We start from the raw sequence: 17,073 nt of genomic DNA on the forward strand, positions 1-17,073 counted from the left end.
TAATCCCGAGCCCTTGCGGGCAGTGCTTCCGGGAGCACGTCGGACTTACCACAGCCAGCACGTAGTCGTGCTGCAGTATCGTTCGCTACAAGATGCCTTAAGGATATCGGAGGCGTGTCCGGTTCCCCAGAAAATGCGATTCCTGGGGTTTTATCATGTTTTAGAGTGAATCCTATGTATAATGGGTGTTCACCCGGACTACACTCTCGCGAATGCTCCTGCAAAGGAGCATCTCCTCACTTATGGGATCATCGTCTCCACCCTGCTTGCATTCACCATTACTGCATACTGCCTCTCCGCGGGGATATTTGTGGTCTGCTCCCACCTCTTCTACGTCCCGATCATACTCGTGTCCTATCGCCATCCCAACCGGGGCATCGCGTTCGCCGGTCTGCTTGCCGCGGGCTATCTCGCGGGGATCATCGCTCTCTCCCCGGGCAGCGGGTTCGAGATCCAGAATGCCCTGCTCCGAACCGCGCTCTTCTTCGTCGTCGCTGCAGTCGTGTCGCAACTCTCCGCCCGCCTGCAGGCACGGGAGAACCGGTACCGGGGGATATTCGAGACGTCCGGCGCGGGGCTCTTCCTCTTCTCGCCCACGACCGGGAAGATCGAGGAGATGAACCGGGGGTGCGCCGAGATGCTCGGGTATCCCCATGACGCGGTCCCGCCCCTGGATGTTGCTGCGGTCTGGCCCGGGTATGCCGCAACCCCGGGGGTGAACAGGATTGAGAGCCTGGACTGCACCCTCGCCGGGCGGGACGGGAGACCCTGCCCTGTTCTCCTCTCGGCGAACCTGCTCCCCGACCCGGATCTGGTCTGCGTGGCGGTCACCGGGACGACGGAGCAGAAGCGGGCGGAGAACCGGCTCCGGCGCTCGGAGGAGACCTACCGGGTCATCCTCAACACCTCGGATGTGGGGGTTCTCCTCAGCGATCCGGGCAGACAGATCGTGGAGACGAATGCGGCCGCAGTCCGGCTCTTCGGCGGGGCCGGGCCGGAAGACCTGATCGGCCGGAACCCCGAAGACCTGATCGCAGAGGGGTCACGTGAGGCTGCCCGGATCTACCGGGAGCGGGTTCTCTCCGGGGAGACGCCTGCGCCGGCTGAGTGCGTCTTCTGCAGGCTTGACGGCAGTGGGTGGCCCGGGGAGGTCTCGGTCACCCACCTTCCGAGGGACGGCGACGCCCCGGAGCGGCTGGTTCTCTCTATCCGGGACGTCACCGAACGGCATCGAGCGGCAAAGAGGATGCGGGAGGAGAACCGGCGCCTCTCGATCGTCAACGAGGTGGTTGCCGCTGCGACTGCGTCCCGCCGGCTAGACACCCTTCTCGGCGCCTCGCTCGAGAAGATCGTCGACCTGCTCGAGTTTGACGAGGGCGCGGTCTACCTGATACGCCGCGGGAGCGATACGGCGGTTCTCCATGCCCGGGAAGGGGCGGATCCGGTTCTGCCGGAGACGATCCGTCCCGCCGATCTCTTCTGCGGGGCTCCCGTCCCGGCAGGCGAGGTCTACTGCATCGAGGATTGCCAGGAGCGATACCCTGGCTCCAGCATACGGACTCTTGCCATGGCGCCAATTCCCGGCGATGACGGGCCGGTGGGCTGGATCGCGGTCGGACGCAGGGTCCGCGATACCGTCCCGGAGAGCGAGCGCGATATCCTCCTCAATATCGGGAAGGAACTCGGCAACGTGGTCGTGAAGGGGATGCTTCACGAGGAACTGGAAGCGGCGCTCTCGGAGGTCAACCTCTACGTGGATATCCTCACCCACGATATCAACAACGCGAACACCATCGCACTGGGCTACCTGCAGATGTACCTCGAGTTCGCTGCCGGAGAGGACGGGGCGATGGTCGGGAAGTCGCTTGCGGCCGTTCACCAGAGCAACGAGATCATCCGGAACGTATCGACGCTCCGCAGGCTCAAGGCCGGACCCGTGGAACTCGGGCCGGTTCCGCTTGCGCCCGTGATCCGGGGGATCTGCAGTTACCAAGCGGACGCCCGCGTCACCTGCAACGGAGCGGACGCAACGGTTCTTGCCGACGATCTCATCGGTGAGATCTTCACGAACCTTATCGGCAACGCCGCGAAGTTCGGGGGGCCGGAGGTTGAGATCGCCATCAGCGTCCGGGAGGAAGGGGAGACGGTCATGGTGACGGTTGCCGACACCGGCCCCGGGATCCCCGACGACCTTAAGCCGCGTATCTTCGGGCGCTACCAGCGTGGAGAGACCAAGAAGAGCGGGAAGGGCCTCGGCCTTTATATCGTCTGGATGCTCCTCGAACGTTACGGGGGGAAGGTTCTCGTCGGCGACCGGGTTTCGGGCCGTCCCGGGGAGGGGGCGGCCTTCACGCTCACCCTGCCCCGTTACCGCCCGGCTGCGGCTGCAGGTGAGCCGAATGTTTAATCTTCTCCCGGGTCAACATGTAATGGTACCAATGCGATAGTAGTCTAATGGTAGGACAGGGGCTTCCCAAGCCTCTAGTCCGGGTTCGATCCCCGGCTATCGCATGGCTTTTTCTCGCGTTTTCTTGTTCTCCGATCCGGTTCCCCTGTGCTCTCACACCCGCTCTTCGTCGCTTTCTATAGCGATCTCGAACCGGCAGTGATCGAATCCCATCGAGTAGCACCGGGTCTCGACCGCTTCTGCCGGCCGGCCGTGGTGACAGGAGAAAAGCGCCCGGAGGATGCCTGAGTCGAACGCACATGCAGGTTTCCCGGTGACGGGCAGGTCGGCGCATTCGAAGCAGTCGTAGATGAGGAGGACGAGCGGTTCCGTCTCCGCGATCTCGATCCGGCCGAGGCGGTGCTCCTCCCAGAACCGGGCGATATTCGCGCAGAACCCTCCCGTATCCGGGTCGGCAACCGCCGGGTAGAGTTCTTCGCCCAGCCATTCCCCGGCCCGGGTGAGGAGCGGGTCGAGGAGGACTCCCTCCTGCATGAGCGCCACGCGGATCGTCCGAAACGTGAGCCGGTAGAATGCGAAGGGGTCACCTGACCCGGGTCGATACATCCCTGCATAGGCGGCGAGGTCATCGGCCACCCGCGTCTCAGGTAAGACGCTTGCGACGAGATCGCCGGTGAGGAAGAAGATCTTTCTCCGGGAGTCCTCCGGGTCGGGCCGCGACCCGATCACGCCCGCCGCCGCGAGGTCCTGGAGGTGCACCGAGACCGTCGACTTGGCCCGTCCCGCAAGGATGACGAGTTCCTCGAACGTATGCTCGCGCTCCCGGAGGGCCGCGAGGATACTACGCCGCACCGGGTTCCCGACCGCCCGCGTTCCCCCCGGTGTCGAATAGAGATCTATGTCACGTTCCGGTCTCGGCCGGCCGGCCCTTCCCCTGCCGATCATTCCTTGCTCCATATATCTGGTCGAAAGGATGATATATCAAATGTTCGGATATACTAGTACGTTCGTATGACTGCGAACATTCGAGTGCTTGCTCCAGAACCTGCTCTCGTCGTCTACCCGGCCGGGGCGGCTGGCTGCAACCTGCGGGAGTGCTGCGACTGTCCACTCCCTGGAACAACCTGCAAGACCGACCTCATCCGCGGTGAGAGAATCGCTCACGCCGGATCCTTGATGCGGATGCCAACGCTTAAGGGCAAACATGTTGAGGTGGAGGCCGCCCGGAACGAATCCATTCCCCGACCCACCTGAACCCGTGCCCAAGGTACAGGGGTGAACTCATATGACGAAGACGGTACCCGACGTAATCTGCCCGTTCTGCGGGACGCTCTGCGACGACCTCGAGGTCGTCGTCAGCGATGATGGAAAGGAGATCCTTGAGGTCTACAACGCGTGCGCCATCGGCGCCGAGAAGTTCCTCCATTCCCAGGCAAAGGACAGAATCACCCGCCCCCGCATGCGGCAGGAAGACGAGTCCTGGAAGGAGATCTCGTACGACGAAGCGATCGAGTATACCGCCCAGATGCTCGCCGAAGCAAAGAAGCCCCTGATGTACGGCTGGAGTTCCACGAACTGCGAAGCCCAGGCCGTCGGCTCGGAGCTCGGCGAGCTGGTCGGAGCGGTCATGGACAACACTGCGACCGTCTGCCACGGAACATCCCTTATCGCGGTTCAGGATATCGGCATTCCGAGCTGCACGCTCGGCGAGGTCAAGAACCGTGCCGACCGGATCCTCTTCTGGGGCTGCAACCCGGCACACGCCCACCCACGGCACATGTCCCGCTACTCGCTCTTCCCCCGCGGATTCTTCACCGGCAAGGGCCACACCGGCCGCAAGATGATCGTCATCGACCCGCGCCCCACCGATACCGCCCGCGTAGCGGACATCCACCTGCAGGTCGAGCAGGGACGCGACTACGAACTCCTCAGCGCGCTCCGCATGGCGTTCAGGGGCGAGCAGCTCCCCGACGTAGTGGCGGGAATCCCGAAAGAGCAGATCAACGCGGCCGCCGAGACGCTCAAGAGCGGTCGGTTCGCGATCATCTTCTTCGGCATGGGCGTGACCCAGTCGCTCGGGAAGAACCACAACATCGACATCGCCATCGCAGTCACCCGCGACTTAAACGAGTACACGAAAGCAGCCATCATGCCGATGCGCGGGCACTACAACGTCACCGGCTCCGGCCAGGTCTGGGGCTGGCAGTTTGGGTTCCCCTTCGCGGTGGATCTCTCCCGCGGATTCGCCCGCTACAACCCCGGCGAGACGACCTCCAACGACCTGCTCCGCAGGGACGAGGTGGACGCCGTCTTCGTCCTCGGCAGCGATCCCGGCGCACACTTCCCGTTCAGTTCGGTCAAGAAGATCTACAACCTCCCGTCAGTCGTTATCGACCCCCACGAGACCCCGACCACCGAGGTCTGCAAGGTTCATGTCCCGGTCGCCTTCGTCGGCGTCGAGGTGGGCGGGTGCGCCTACCGGATGGACAACGTACCGATTGAGACGAGAAAAGTCGTCGAGCCCCCGGAGGGCATGATGACCGATGAAGAGTTCCTGAAACGTGTCCTCACGCGGGTCAGGGAGATCAAGGGAGTATAACCGATGGCAGAGTATCTTATCAAGAACGGTTTCGTCTTCGATCCGGTTCTCGGGATCAAGGGCGATAAGGCCGACATCGCTATCAAGGACGGCAAGATCGTTGAAACCAGCGCGATCAAGGACCCGAAGGTCATCGATGCGACCGGCAAGACCGTCATGGCCGGCGGTGTCGATATCCATGCCCATGTTGCCGGTCCGAAGGTGAATGTAGGCAGGAACTTCCGCCCCGAAGACAAGCTCTTCGGCTACAAGGCCAAAAGCGGCATCGAGCGGATGCAGGGCGGGTTCTCGGTCCCGACGACGATCCGGACCGGCTACAACTACGCCCGCATGGGCTACACGACCGTGATGGAAGCGGCCATGCCGCCGCTCTACGCCCGGCACACGCACGAAGAGATCCGGGATACCCCGATCATCGACCAGGGCGCCTACCCGGTCTTCGGGAACAACTGGTTCGTCCTCGAGTACCTGAAGAACCACGAGATCGAGAACACCGCCGCTTACATCGCCTGGCTGCTTCGCGCCACGAAGGGCTACGCAGTCAAGGTCGTCAACCCCGGCGGCACCGAGGCCTGGGCCTGGGGCCTGAACTGCGAGAACGTCCACGACCCGGTTCCCTACTTCGACATCACCCCGGCCCAGATCGTCAAAGGCCTCATCGAGGCGAACGAGTACCTCGGCCTCCCGCACTCGATGCACATGCATGCGAACAACCTCGGGAACCCCGGCAACTACACGACGACGCTCGATACATTCCGGCTCTCGGAGGGCATCAAGCCGAACAGCAAGTTCGGCCGCGACCAGGTGATGCACCACACCCACGTCCAGTTCCACTCCTATGGCGGAGATTCCTGGGCGAACGTGGACTCCCGGACAAAAGAGATCATGGACTACGTGAACTCGCACGAGAACATCACCATCGACATGGGTCAGGTGACGCTCGACGAGACCACGACCATGACCGCCGACGGGCCGTTCGAGCACCACCTCACTGAGCTGAACCACCTGAAGTGGGCGAACACCGATGTGGAACTCGAGACCGGCTCGGGTGTCGTGCCCTACGTCTACAGCCCGAACATCAAGGTCTGCGCCATCCAGTGGGCCATCGGCCTCGAACTCGCGCTGCTCGCGAAGGACTCCATGCGGGTTTACCTGACCACCGACCACCCGAACGCCGGGCCGTTCATCCGCTACCCGCGGATCATGAAGTGGCTGATGAGCCGGGAGGCCCGGGAGCAGCAGTTCGATGCCTTCAAGCACAGGGACAAGGTCATCGACGCGACCAACCTCGCCGGCATCGACCGCGAACTCGACCTCTACGAGATCGCGCAGATGACCCGGGCAGGACCCGCGAAGTCGCTCGGTCTTGCGCACATGTACGGCGGGCTTGCCCCCGGCCTCGAAGCGGATGTTGCGGTCTTCGACTTCAACCCGAACGAGCCTTACGCGCCCGACGATATCGAGAATGCCTTTTCGAGCGTGCGGTACCTCTTCAAGACCGGTGTCCAGGTCATCAACGACCACGAGATCGTCAGCAACGGCAACAAGCGGACGCTCTGGGTGAACGCAAAGGTCAACGAGAACCCGCAGGTGATGCGTGACGTCAAGGAGAAGTTCCTCCGCTATTACACCGTCTCCCTGAACAACTACGAGGTTTCCGGGCACTACCTCCCGAACCCGTATGTCATCGAGGTTGATGCTACCGGGTGAGGCGCGTTGCAACTATCATGCGAGTCGTTACTCCCCCGGGCCGGTCATACCACCTCCATTCCGTTCGCCGGAACGGCCGCATAGTATAACCTGAGGTTCCCGAGAGTTCGGGAACCCGGGGTGTCGGTTATCGCCGGCACCTCTCACCACCGCTCGATACCCCTCTTTTCCGGGCCCGGCCGGCCGGGTCATGATGCAGCGGTACCGGTCCGGGCAGAAGTGATCGATCTCGCGGTTCCGGCCTGTTCTCCACCCCGCGCTCATCTGGCGCTCCCCGGATCAAGATCGAAAGGGTGATATGAGATATGTTCCGATATTGGTATGTTCGTATTATGACGAACATTGTGAGGAACAACCATGATGGCTAAAGAACTCGCCCCCGGCGTCCACTGGGTCGGGGCTATCGACTGGAATCTCCGTGAGTACCACGGCTACACCCTCCCGGGAACGACCTACAACGCCTACCTCGTCCGGGGCGAGAAGACGGCGCTCATCGACGGGGCCTACCACGGGTTCGAGGGAGAGGTTCTCGGCCGCATCGGGGCTGTCTGCGACCCGGGCGTGATCGACTACATCGTCGTAAACCACATCGAGATGGATCATTCCGGAACTCTGCCCGAGTTCGTTCGCCGGATGCCCAACATCCCGATCTACTGCACGGAGCGGGCCCGTGCCGGGCTTGCCCGCCATTACGACACGAAAGGATGGAACATCAAGGTCGTCAAGTCCGGCGACACCCTCGACCTCGGGGGGAAGACACTCGTCTTCCTCGAGGCGCCGATGCTCCACTGGCCCGACTCGATGTTCACTTACCTTGCCGAGGACGCCATCCTCTTCCCGAACGACGCCTTCGGGCAGCACGTCGCGAGCGCCGCCCGGTTCGACGACGAGCTCGGGCGCGACGCGGCGATGGTCCACGCGCAGAAGTTCTTCGCGAACCTGATCGTGCCGCTCGCGCCGAAGGTCCTGAAGAAACTCGCCGAGGTCGGGGGGCTCGGGATCGATATCAGGATGATCGCGCCGAGCCACGGCGTCATCTGGCGGTCGTATGCCGGGGATATCCTCGAGGCATACACCGACTGGAGCCGGGGGGTTGCAAAGGATAAGGTCACGATCGTCTACGACACCATGCACGGCTCGACCACGATGCTGGCGAAGGCGATCGCCGAGGGGGTCATGGCCGAGGGCGCCGACGTCCGGGTCTGCCTCCTCGCCGACGGGCGCTACGAAGGAACGCACCGGAGCGACATCGTCACGGATATCCTCGACTCGAAGGCGGTTCTCGTCGGGTCGCCGACGCTCCAGGACGAGGTCCTCCCCACGGTGGCGGGGTTCCTCAGTTACCTCCGCGGGCTTCGACCCGGCCGGTTGGGGGCGAAGAAGATCGGGTGCGCGTTCGGGTCCCACGGCGGTATGGGGGGCGCGGTTGCTCAGGCGGAGGCGGCCCTGAAGGCGGCCGGGATCGAGGTGATCGACGGCGGGTTCCACGTGAACTACCGCCCGGACGGTGACGAGATTGCCCGGGCTTACGAACTCGGGCGGAGGGTGGCGCGGGAGATCCGCATCCGGTAACACCGCCTCTCCCTCCTTTTCTTCCACCCTTCCCCGGCCGCGCAGGACGGAAGATGTAATCATGATGAGCGGTACCTACCTGCCGTGCTGCCGAACGGGACGAGCGTTCCATGGGGGGAGGTGCGGGCATGAAGCGCCGCCTCTGGATCGGGCTCTCGCTCCTCCTCAGCAGCGCGGCTCTCATCGGGCTGCTCGCAGCGACCTTCACCCCGGCAACACGGGCCTACCTCGGGGAGGTCGGCGTCGCCGCCCTCCTCCTCGCCCTCGCGCTCCGGGGCGGTTCGATTCTGTGCCGGGTGGTGCGGATCGGCGTCATCTGCCGCGGCCTCGGCTATACCGTGCCGTTATCGAGCCTCGCGATCACCCAGAGCCTCTCGCTCTTCGCCGGGTCGCTCACCCCCGGCCAGGTCGGCGGCGAACCCGTCCGGATCCACCGGCTCTCGCGTGCCGGGCTCGCCGTCGGGGACGCCGTCACCGTCGTCGTCGCGGAGCGGGTGCTCGACCTCGCGGTCTTTGCCTCCCTTACCTTCGCAGCCCTGTTTGCCGTCCGACATCTCTGGGGCTACCTCGCCGCGACCGTCCTCTACCCGGTGGCGGCCTTTCTCGTCCTTGTCTTCGTCCTTCTGCTCGCGCTCGTCGTCCTGGTCCGTCGCCCGTCCCTCGCGAACCGGATCATCGGCGGCGCTGCCGTCCGGGTGCTCGACCGGTGCGGCCGGAGCCGGCGCTGGCTCCGGTTCTGTCCCGGCTCGGACGGTGCGGAGAGGCTTACGGAGCGGATTGCCCGCGAGACCGAGATCTTTGCCGCGAGTTCTGCCCGGTTTGTGAGGGCCGATCCCCGGGCGCTCGGCGGCGCGATCTTGATAAGCATCCTCGACTGGGTCTTTCTCTTCTCTACGGCGTCGGCGCTGCTCGTCGCTCTCGATCTCCCGCCGTCCTTTCCCGAGTCGTTCCTCTTCCAGGGCATCCTCCAGATGATCGCGGCCGTCCCGCTCATCCCCGGCGCGGCGGGGATCGCGGAGCTCGGCGCCGCCACGCTGTACAGCCGGATCGTGCCCACCTACCTCCTCGGCCTCTTCGTCGTCCTCTGGCGGCTGATCCTCTACTTCCTCAACATCCCGCTCGGCTTCCTCGCGGCGGCTCTTGCGGCGAGGGAGAAGGCGGACATGCAGGGCACCGAAAACCTATAACCCTTAGAGACCAAAATCTATCCATTAACGCGGATATGACGAAAAATACCCAGTTCGTGAAACGATCGGAGGACGTTTCGCTATCCTGCCGGGGAGGGTCATGACCACCGATACCGAAATGTATGCCCTGAGTATCATCACCGAGAACAGGGCCGGCGTGCTGCGCGACGTGGCCACGGTGATGGCGGATTACCGGGCAAACATCCAGATGATCCAGCAGTCGATCATCGCCTCCGGCCCGAACACCGGGAAGGCCTACCTCTACTTCGAGTTCGAGGAGTGCGGGGATCACGGCAGACTCATCGCCGACCTGGCACGGGTGCCGTCCGTCGTCGACGTCACCATCTACCCGCCGTTCTCCCGGATATTCGGCTCGAGGGTGATCATCATCGGCGGCGGCGCGCAGGTGGCGCAGGTGGCGATGGGCGCCGTGAACGAGGCGGACCGGCACAACATCCGCGGCGAGCGGATATCGGTGGATACGATCCCGCTCGTCGGGGAGCAGAACCTGGCGCTCGCCGTTGATGCGGTGGCGCGGCTCCCCCGGGCGTCGATCCTGGTGCTCGCCGGGTCGCTGATGGGCGGCGAGGTCTCGCGGGCGGTGGAACGAGTCCGGGCGGCGGGCATCCCGGTGATTGCGCTCAAGATGGCCGGGAGTGTTCCTTCGCACGCCGACCTGATCGTGACCGATCCGATCCAGGCGGGGGTCTTTGCCGTGATGCACGTCAGCGGCAAAGCCGTCTTCGATATCAACCGCGTGAAGGGGCGCGAGTTCTGATGGATCCGATCGATATGGCCGTACGGGTGCTCTCGCGCGACGGGCTCGTTGTCTATCCCACCGAGACGGTCTACGGTCTCGGGGCGGACGCCCTCTCGGAGGACGCGGTGATGCGGGTGTACGAGGCCAAGAACCGGCCGGTGGGCAAACCGATATCGGTCGCGGTCTCGGATATGGAGATGCTTGCCGCCGTCGCGGTGGTGGACGATGCCGCCCGGGCGTTCATCGAGCGGTTCCTGCCCGGCCCGGTGACGGTGCTCCTCCCGGCGAAGTCCTGCCTTCCGACGGTGCTGACGGGCGGAACCGGTCTCATCGGCATACGGTGGCCCGACCACGAGATCGCCCTTGCCATCATCTCGCGGTATGATGCGCCGATCACGTCCACCAGCGCAAACATCTCCGACGATATCCCGCCGACCCGCCCCGAGGAGGTCTCCGTTCCCCACGACTACCTGGTCGACGGCGGGGAACTCCGCGGGACGCCGAGCACGGTGGTGGATCTCCCTGCCCGGCGCGTCCTGCGCAAGGGCGCGGAATGGGAAGCGGTGAAAGCGTTCCTGGAGACCCTGGGGTGATTCATGCAATCGGTACGACTCCGTGACTTCATCGAGGACCGCGAGGGCTGCCTCTATGCGGTCTCGAACTACGACAACGCCGGGCGCATCGGGTGCATCCTCCGCTACGTCCCCGACGCGGCCGGGGAGCGGACGAACTGTGCCGGCCGGCGGTACCATAAATACGATTTTGCCGAGTCTTTCGACTGGGTTCGGGCGCACAGGCCGGAGTACCTGGACGGTGTTCACCGGGTGCCCTACTGCGATGTGGCCCGGGTCTACAAGCCCGAGGAGGAGATCGCCAATGTGGCAGCGCGGAATGTCCGGGTGGCGCGGCTCCTCGCTCACCTGGCCCTCCCGGCGGGCTCGTTCGGGTGCACGGGTTCCCTCCTCTGCGGCCTCGAGAACGACGCGTCGGACATCGACCTGGTGGTCTACGGCGACGCCTGGTTCGTCGCCCAGCGCCGGCTCCGCGACCTGGTGGGGAGGGGGGCGATCCCCGCGATGAGCACCGCGATGTGGCGGAAGGTCTACGACAAGCGAGTGCCCGAGATCTCCTTCGACGCCTTCGTCCTGCACGAGCAGCGGAAGTGGAACCGGGGCGAGTTCGAGGGAACCTACTTCGACCTCCTCTACACCCGCGCCTATGAGAACCTGGACGCGGTTCCGGCGGGTGCGGGGAAGGTTCTTGGCCGGGCAGCGATCGAGGCGACGGTCACGGACGCGTCGCTCTCCTTCGACAGCCCGGCGGTCTACGCGGTGGATCACGATGAGATCTCCCGGATCCTCTCTTTTACCCACACCTACTCGGGCCAGGCGCTCGCGGGGGAGGTCATCGAGGCGAAGGGCGTCGTGGAGGAGCACGGCCACGAGCGGTGGCTGATCGTCGGGACGACCCGCGAGGCGAAGGGCGAGTACATCGTCTCGAAGACGCTGCTCGAGAGCGTTTAGAAGAGGTCGGAGAGCCGGCGGGGGCCGGCGGTGCACCGTTCGAGGTGCGGGCAGCCCTCGCAGGGCGCCCGGAGGGGCCGGGGCGGGAGTTCGCCTGCGACGACCCGTTTTGCCGCCCGGATCGCCTTGATCATCTCCCGCCGGTCGCGGGGCTGCGGCTCGACGTAGCGGCAGACGCCGCTTGCGACGTACTCGACGTAGCCGCCGGCGACGGGGCGGCCGAGGGTCTCCTTGAGGCAGGCAACGTAGCAGGCGATCCGGAGCCGGTCGGTGTTGTAGACCCCGGTCTTCGGCGCGGCGCTCGACCGGGCGACGGCGAACGTGCCGTCCTCGAAGATCTTATCGACTCTCCCCCGGATGCCGAGGGTGTCGGACTCGACGCCGAGGTCGACCTGGACGGGCCGCTGCCATTTGGTCTCGCTGCAGGCGGCGATGCACTCGTCGAAGAGTTCCCTGACGTCCTCCGTTGCTTCGGGGAGGACGCAGAGGATCTCCTGCCAGATCTCCTCCGGTTCCAGGAGTTCCCCGAGGTGCGTCGAGACCTGTTTGCAGACGGTGTAGCGCGGCGACTCCGGGTGCTCCTCCGAGCGCTCGAAGTAGTAGCGCCGGGGGCAGGTGTGGCAGGCGACGACGCCGGATACCGGGATGTAGTCGGTCATTGGCAGGGTTCCGTTTGAGAGGAACTACGCCCTCCCGCTATTTAGCGGGGTATGCTCCGCACCGGCGGCGACCGCGCCAAGACCAACTCTTATGCCGGAGCGGGTCACAGAAGATGGGTATGGCAAACCGCGAGATATCGGTCAACATCCCCGGCAATCTCGACCCGGTCTACTCCAACCGCATCCAGATCGCCTACAAGGAGGACGAGTTCACGTTCCTCTTCCTGCACGAGATCCCCGGCATGAACCAGGCGCGGGGGAAGGCAATCGTCTCGATCAGCCCCCGGCACGCGAAGAACCTGGTGGAGGTGCTGGCGAAGAGCGTCGCCGACTACGAGCAGAAGTTCGGCAAGATAACCGCCCCGGAGGCCGCCGCACAGCAGGAGAGCAACGTCACCATCCGGGGGTACTCCTGAGCGGGGCCGGGTCGGCGGGCCTCCGGCAGGTGATACCTTTTTAATTCCGGACGTACAATATTCTAGGGCAGTCGCCGCTGTGGCTTAGCGGTATAGCGGCTGATTCGTAATCAGCAGGTCGGGGGTTCGATTCCCCCCAGCGGCTTTCGTTTTTGGTCAAATCCCTTGGAGAACGCTTATCCCCCTGTTGTCCGACTCTTCAATCATGAGGACAACCAGTGAACCTATCCCGCCACGCACGATTTCCATCATATCAAGATCATCAATGTAGATCGCTCGATTTTACGTGATTATGTACTCGCAGGTGCTCCTGAAGACGACTGCTGGGAATTGGTGATATATTAGAGACCCAATGTCTCCTTTGAGGGGATGCGCTATCTCCGATAAAGCACTATCGTACATTTTTGCCCGTAGTGTGAGCAATACTGCCAGAACTTGCCTTAATCTTAAAACTGAGTGGAGAACGTGCATAATTCACTTTCCAGTGAACTCGCGGATTCTCGATACATTAAAGACTCTATAAATCGATAAAATATGCAGCCCATTCGGCTAAGAGGTGGGCCACCGGGGAGAACGTGGGCAAGCACGCCCGGCGCAGTGACCTCTCGTGTGGAATATGCATAATGCAATTGGAAGTTGCAAATAATGCATACGTCCGTACCTTGATATACCTTGCGTTTTTGAAGGGGAGCCCAAGCTCGCCGCCGCGGTCAGCCTCCGCGAGGAGGTGGTAATTTGGCTGAAGACATCATCGAGGTAATCGTTTCGATAATTACTGCGCTTGTCATCCTTGTCTTTGGGATCTGGCTCGTCGCAGAAATCTACAACATCCTTTACATCTAGGGGTCAGAGCATTCAATTTTTTTTAAATTTGTATAATATAGGATCTGAGTGTCTGCTGGTTGGACAGATGTGTACGGGTATCCTGGGGGAACTGAACGATAAATGTTGAGGTATTCGCTCTGCCGCGTCCGGCCGGATGGGGCGAGAAAGTGAGCCGATTCCGGCGCAAAATGGGAGGTTCGCCTTTCTGCACATCATACCTGGCTTCTTTAGAATAGCCAGTTCCAGATCCTCATCTTATAATGCTTATTTATGCTGATATTGGGGTCCCCGTCGAGCATCTTGCTCACCTTCACCTTCATCTTATAGCCTTTTTTGATCTTCAAGAACGTTTTGCTGAATAAGACGTTCGGCGTCATTACCTGGTTGAGGTAGCCATACTGCTCCTTTATCGATTCCAGTTTCATGGCGGCTGTGACCTCGTCGCAGTCCCTTGCTCCCGTATCCGTGAACGTATGGCAGTCCCGTATGAAGTCCGTAAGGATCTTCACTCCCTGCTCGTTCTTGTTCTTCGTCTCGGTCAGGTTCAGTATTTTGTCGGAGAACGAGATGATAAATATCAGGAAACCCAGGAATGCAATCACGTTTCTCGTGTCCTGCTCGGTGTGGAAGGGAAGCGAGAGCGAGATCAGGATATCGGGGTCCACGATACTTAAAAAGGCGATAGATGCCGAGAAGAAGAGGATGGAAAGCGACAGGCCGGTCGAGATCCATTTATATTTCCTGCACTGGTACGAGCAGATCTCTCTGATCAGCCCGGCCTTGTCCGCTAACCTGTTAATCTCGGCAACGCAATCTTCTATGGTTTTTCCGCTCATTTGAGTTCCTCGCAGTTGTAATCAATCATCGACGAATACATTTTAGATCGTTTCAGGTGCGTTCTCCCCGGAATCAGCGTAAAGAGGCGTAATGAGAGATCCTGCTCGGGAAAATTTGCGTAGGTTAGCGGCGGAATCGATACCGCCATCGAAGAAGAGCGGGCACCGTTTTGACATCGTCTGACCATCTAAATGGATTAATTAATTGGATATATATGTTCCGGAACTTCTTTTGCCCCGGATCGTTCCGGGAACAGTTATCCGCTGTCCCGGGGTTGAACGGGCTCACCTCCTGACGAGGAGCGATCCAGAAGATGGATATGAGATCCCCGCCCATCTTTCCCCTGAATTCTCATGGGAAACGACACCGGCACACTGGCAATCACCATCTCCCTCCTCGGCATCGCGTTCGTGCTACACTTCTCGGCAGCACCCTACTACTTCATCGGATCGGCGCCGACGGGGTTCGGCACCGGGACGCTCGGCCTGATGATCTGCGTCCTCGGGGTGCTTCTCGGCGGGTTTGCCGCCGCAAAGAGGGAATGAGGGCCGACCCCTCACTTCTTCGCGGCGTAGACCAGATGCACCGTCCCCTGCTCCATCGGCACGGCCTTCTGGAGTTCGAGCGCCGTCTGTCCCCCTGCCCGGCCGAAGAGTTTCTTCTCTCCTTCACCGGCGATGACCTGATAGACGATCAGGCTGATCTTATCCGCGATCCCCTCACGGATCAGGACGTCGTTTAACTCGGGACCGGAGTCCGAGACCACCCGCGTGATCCCGAACCGCTCCCCGAGTTCCCGGAGAGCCGCCCTGAGGTCTACCCGCTCCGCGCCGCACCGGATGAACGGGTACTCCCGCTCGCGGAGGTAGTCGAGGTAGTCCACCGGAGTCGCCTCCGAGACGAGGACGACGACGTCTTTCGTGTGCTCCATGTTCCGGTAGAAGTGGAGCAGGTTCTTGAGTATGCCCCTGCTGTCGACGAGGACGAAGATGGGCCGGGGGTCGTCCGGCCGGACCCCGGGCCGGTGCCGGTCGGCCTCCGTCTCGGGCTCGTTGATATCCATGAAGAGCTCGATCCCGGTCTTTGCCGTGGCCGAACCCGCGAGGACCGCCCCAGCCTCGAAGGCCAGGAGCGCACCGTAGTGCAGCCCGAGATCGACCTCAAAGCCTCGTACCGCGTGATCGAGGCTCACGCTATTGTGGATGATGACTTCCGGACACATGCAGGATGGATACGCGCGTTCGGGATATAGCCTGCGCAGGTTCGCACCCCCCGGCCGATACAGAAAGCCCTATCCCCTTTCCCGGCCGAGAACTCTTCACTGGTACCATGGAGATCCCGCCCCACATCGCCGACCGGATGGCCCGGAGGATGGCCGACCGGGAATCGCTCCTCTCGCCCCGGGCGACCCGGAACGCCGATTACCTCAGGCGGTCCGGCCGCAAACCCGAGGACCCGATCATCCGGCCGCCGTTCTTCCGGGACGCCGACCGGATCGTCCACTCGAAGGCCTACTCGCGCTACATCGACAAGACCCAGGTCTTCTACCTCGTCGAGAACGACCACATCACCCACCGCGTCCTCCACGTCCAGCTCGTCTCGAAGATCGCAAGGACGATCGGGCGTGCCCTCAGCCTGAACGAGGATCTGATCGAGGCGATCGCCCTCGGCCACGACATCGGGCACGTGCCCTACGGCCACCTCGGGGAGAAGTTCCTCGACGAGCTCTGCGCCGAGCACGGGCTCGGGGGGTTCCGGCACAACGTCCAGAGCGTCCGGTTCCTCGACGTCGTCGAGGACTGCGACCTCACGCTTCAGGTGCTGGATGGGATCCTCTGCCACAACGGCGAGGTCCACGACCAGAGCCTCGTGGTCGAGGGCGAGGCCAACTGGGACTCGTTCGCGGAGAAACTGCAGAGGATCGAGAACGGGACCGACGCCCTCCCCCTCACCGCCGAGGGGTGCGTGGTGCGGATCGCCGACAGCATCTCCTACCTCGGCCGGGACCTTGCGGACGCCCTCGAGGTCGAGGTCATCGACGATGGGGCTCTGCAGGAGTTCCCCGAGAACTGCATGGCCCTCTTCGGCATCACCGGGAGAGGGAAGGAGGATTTTTCAGAGATCAACCGGAGGGTGCTCGACGTCCTCATCAAGGACATCGTCACGAATAGTTACGACGCCGACTGCATCGCCTTCTCGGCGGAGGCATCGGCGTGCGTTGCGGCCTTCAAAGAGTTCAACCTACATCACATCTACGGGAATAAAAAACTCCTGAAAAACGAAGAGAAGATCCGGTTCATGTTCCGCTACCTCTTCGACCGCATCCTTGAGGATATCGGGAATGAGCGGAAAGACTCGTCGGCCTACGAAGACCTGATCGACGCGCCGTGGGCGTCCCGGCGGTACATCGATGCCGCTTCGCCGGCGGAGCTCGCGAGAGACTTCATCGCCGGGATGACGGACCGCTACTTCGAGCAGGTCTTCCGGCAGAGCATCCTTCCGGAGAGGGTCCGGTCGAGGTACCGGGTGGAAGGACCCTTGCCGGGAGAGCGGGACCGACCGTGAGCGAAGGCCCCTG

General features: G+C 62.6%; 15 protein-coding genes and 2 tRNA genes. 13 read left to right on the forward strand and 4 right to left on the reverse strand.

The window, feature by feature from the left end:
* The first annotated feature begins 181 nt into the window (after positions 1 to 181).
* Together MCUHO_RS11400 and MCUHO_RS11405 are read left to right on the forward strand one after the other, a co-directional pair.
* Positions 182 to 2,407, forward strand: coding sequence for a sensor histidine kinase (locus MCUHO_RS11400; RefSeq protein WP_067078446.1), 2,226 nt, complete (start codon positions 182 to 184; stop codon positions 2,405 to 2,407).
* Positions 2,408 to 2,440: 33 nt separating this feature from the next.
* Positions 2,441 to 2,511 (forward strand) — tRNA-Gly (locus tag MCUHO_RS11405).
* A gap of 49 nt (positions 2,512 to 2,560) precedes the next feature.
* Here MCUHO_RS11405 and MCUHO_RS11410 read toward each other — a convergent pair.
* Entirely contained in the window at positions 2,561 to 3,259 is a 699-nt protein-coding gene (locus MCUHO_RS11410) for a V4R domain-containing protein (protein ID WP_235808258.1), read from the reverse strand.
* A 433-nt stretch (positions 3,260 to 3,692) separates the two neighbouring features.
* Between MCUHO_RS11410 and MCUHO_RS11415 the strand changes: the two genes are divergently transcribed.
* The 7 genes from MCUHO_RS11415 to MCUHO_RS11445 all read left to right on the forward strand — a co-directional run bounded on the left by MCUHO_RS11415 (position 3,693) and on the right by MCUHO_RS11445 (position 11,758).
* On the forward strand, positions 3,693 to 5,006 hold the full coding sequence (locus tag MCUHO_RS11415) for a formylmethanofuran dehydrogenase subunit B (RefSeq protein ID WP_067078450.1): 1,314 nt from the start codon (positions 3,693 to 3,695) through the stop codon (positions 5,004 to 5,006).
* Between the two features lie 3 nt (positions 5,007 to 5,009).
* Positions 5,010 to 6,716 (forward strand): formylmethanofuran dehydrogenase subunit A, encoded by a 1,707-nt coding sequence (locus tag MCUHO_RS11420; protein ID WP_067078452.1) that lies wholly within the window; start codon positions 5,010 to 5,012, stop codon positions 6,714 to 6,716.
* 357 nt (positions 6,717 to 7,073) lie between these two features.
* Positions 7,074 to 8,288 carry an FprA family A-type flavoprotein gene (locus MCUHO_RS11425; protein ID WP_067078454.1) on the forward strand — a complete coding sequence of 405 codons (1,215 nt, stop codon included), beginning with the start codon at positions 7,074 to 7,076 and terminating at the stop codon, positions 8,286 to 8,288.
* A gap of 128 nt (positions 8,289 to 8,416) precedes the next feature.
* Entirely contained in the window at positions 8,417 to 9,475 is a 1,059-nt protein-coding gene (locus MCUHO_RS11430; RefSeq protein ID WP_067078903.1) for a lysylphosphatidylglycerol synthase transmembrane domain-containing protein, read from the forward strand.
* A gap of 100 nt (positions 9,476 to 9,575) precedes the next feature.
* Positions 9,576 to 10,253: a DUF5612 domain-containing protein gene (locus MCUHO_RS11435; protein ID WP_067078457.1), complete on the forward strand. Its 678-nt coding sequence runs from the start codon at positions 9,576 to 9,578 to the stop codon at positions 10,251 to 10,253.
* A complete protein-coding gene (locus MCUHO_RS11440; protein WP_067078459.1) occupies positions 10,253 to 10,828 on the forward strand; it encodes an L-threonylcarbamoyladenylate synthase in 576 nt (191 codons plus the stop codon). Before MCUHO_RS11435 ends, MCUHO_RS11440 begins: the two co-directional genes overlap by 1 nt.
* A 3-nt stretch (positions 10,829 to 10,831) precedes the next feature.
* Complete coding sequence (locus tag MCUHO_RS11445; protein WP_067078461.1) at positions 10,832 to 11,758, forward strand: DNA polymerase subunit beta; 927 nt, start codon at positions 10,832 to 10,834, stop codon at positions 11,756 to 11,758.
* Here the strand turns inward: MCUHO_RS11445 and MCUHO_RS11450 are convergent.
* Positions 11,755 to 12,417 (reverse strand): CRISPR-associated protein Cas4, encoded by a 663-nt coding sequence (locus MCUHO_RS11450; protein ID WP_067078462.1) that lies wholly within the window; start codon positions 12,415 to 12,417, stop codon positions 11,755 to 11,757. The two genes, MCUHO_RS11445 and MCUHO_RS11450, sit on opposite strands and share 4 nt — an antisense overlap.
* Positions 12,418 to 12,536: 119 nt before the next feature.
* Here MCUHO_RS11450 and MCUHO_RS11455 point away from each other — a divergent pair, with 119 nt between their 5' ends.
* Together MCUHO_RS11455 and MCUHO_RS11460 are read left to right on the forward strand one after the other, a co-directional pair.
* Positions 12,537 to 12,833, forward strand: coding sequence for a DUF3467 domain-containing protein (locus tag MCUHO_RS11455; protein ID WP_048063718.1), 297 nt, complete (start codon positions 12,537 to 12,539; stop codon positions 12,831 to 12,833).
* A 73-nt stretch (positions 12,834 to 12,906) separates the two neighbouring features.
* A tRNA-Thr gene (locus tag MCUHO_RS11460) sits at positions 12,907 to 12,978 on the forward strand.
* A 907-nt stretch (positions 12,979 to 13,885) separates the two neighbouring features.
* Here the strand turns inward: MCUHO_RS11460 and MCUHO_RS11465 are convergent.
* The gene (locus tag MCUHO_RS11465; RefSeq protein WP_067078463.1) at positions 13,886 to 14,494 is read right to left on the reverse strand and encodes a hypothetical protein; all 609 of its coding nucleotides are present in this window, start codon (positions 14,492 to 14,494) and stop codon (positions 13,886 to 13,888) included.
* Between the two features lie 354 nt (positions 14,495 to 14,848).
* Between MCUHO_RS11465 and MCUHO_RS11470 the strand changes: the two genes are divergently transcribed.
* Positions 14,849 to 15,040 (forward strand): hypothetical protein, encoded by a 192-nt coding sequence (locus tag MCUHO_RS11470; protein WP_067078464.1) that lies wholly within the window; start codon positions 14,849 to 14,851, stop codon positions 15,038 to 15,040.
* 11 nt (positions 15,041 to 15,051) lie between these two features.
* Here MCUHO_RS11470 and MCUHO_RS11475 read toward each other — a convergent pair whose 3' ends face one another.
* Positions 15,052 to 15,717 carry a dihydrofolate reductase family protein gene (locus MCUHO_RS11475; protein ID WP_067078466.1) on the reverse strand — a complete coding sequence of 222 codons (666 nt, stop codon included), beginning with the start codon at positions 15,715 to 15,717 and terminating at the stop codon, positions 15,052 to 15,054.
* A gap of 107 nt (positions 15,718 to 15,824) precedes the next feature.
* On the opposite strand from MCUHO_RS11475, the gene MCUHO_RS11480 reads away from it, so the two are divergent.
* Entirely contained in the window at positions 15,825 to 17,060 is a 1,236-nt protein-coding gene (locus tag MCUHO_RS11480) for a deoxyguanosinetriphosphate triphosphohydrolase family protein (protein WP_067078467.1), read from the forward strand.
* The last annotated feature ends 13 nt before the right edge of the window (positions 17,061 to 17,073 follow it).

This window comes from Methanoculleus horonobensis, assembly GCF_001602375.1.
In the GTDB taxonomy this organism is placed as follows: domain Archaea; phylum Halobacteriota; class Methanomicrobia; order Methanomicrobiales; family Methanoculleaceae; genus Methanoculleus; species Methanoculleus horonobensis.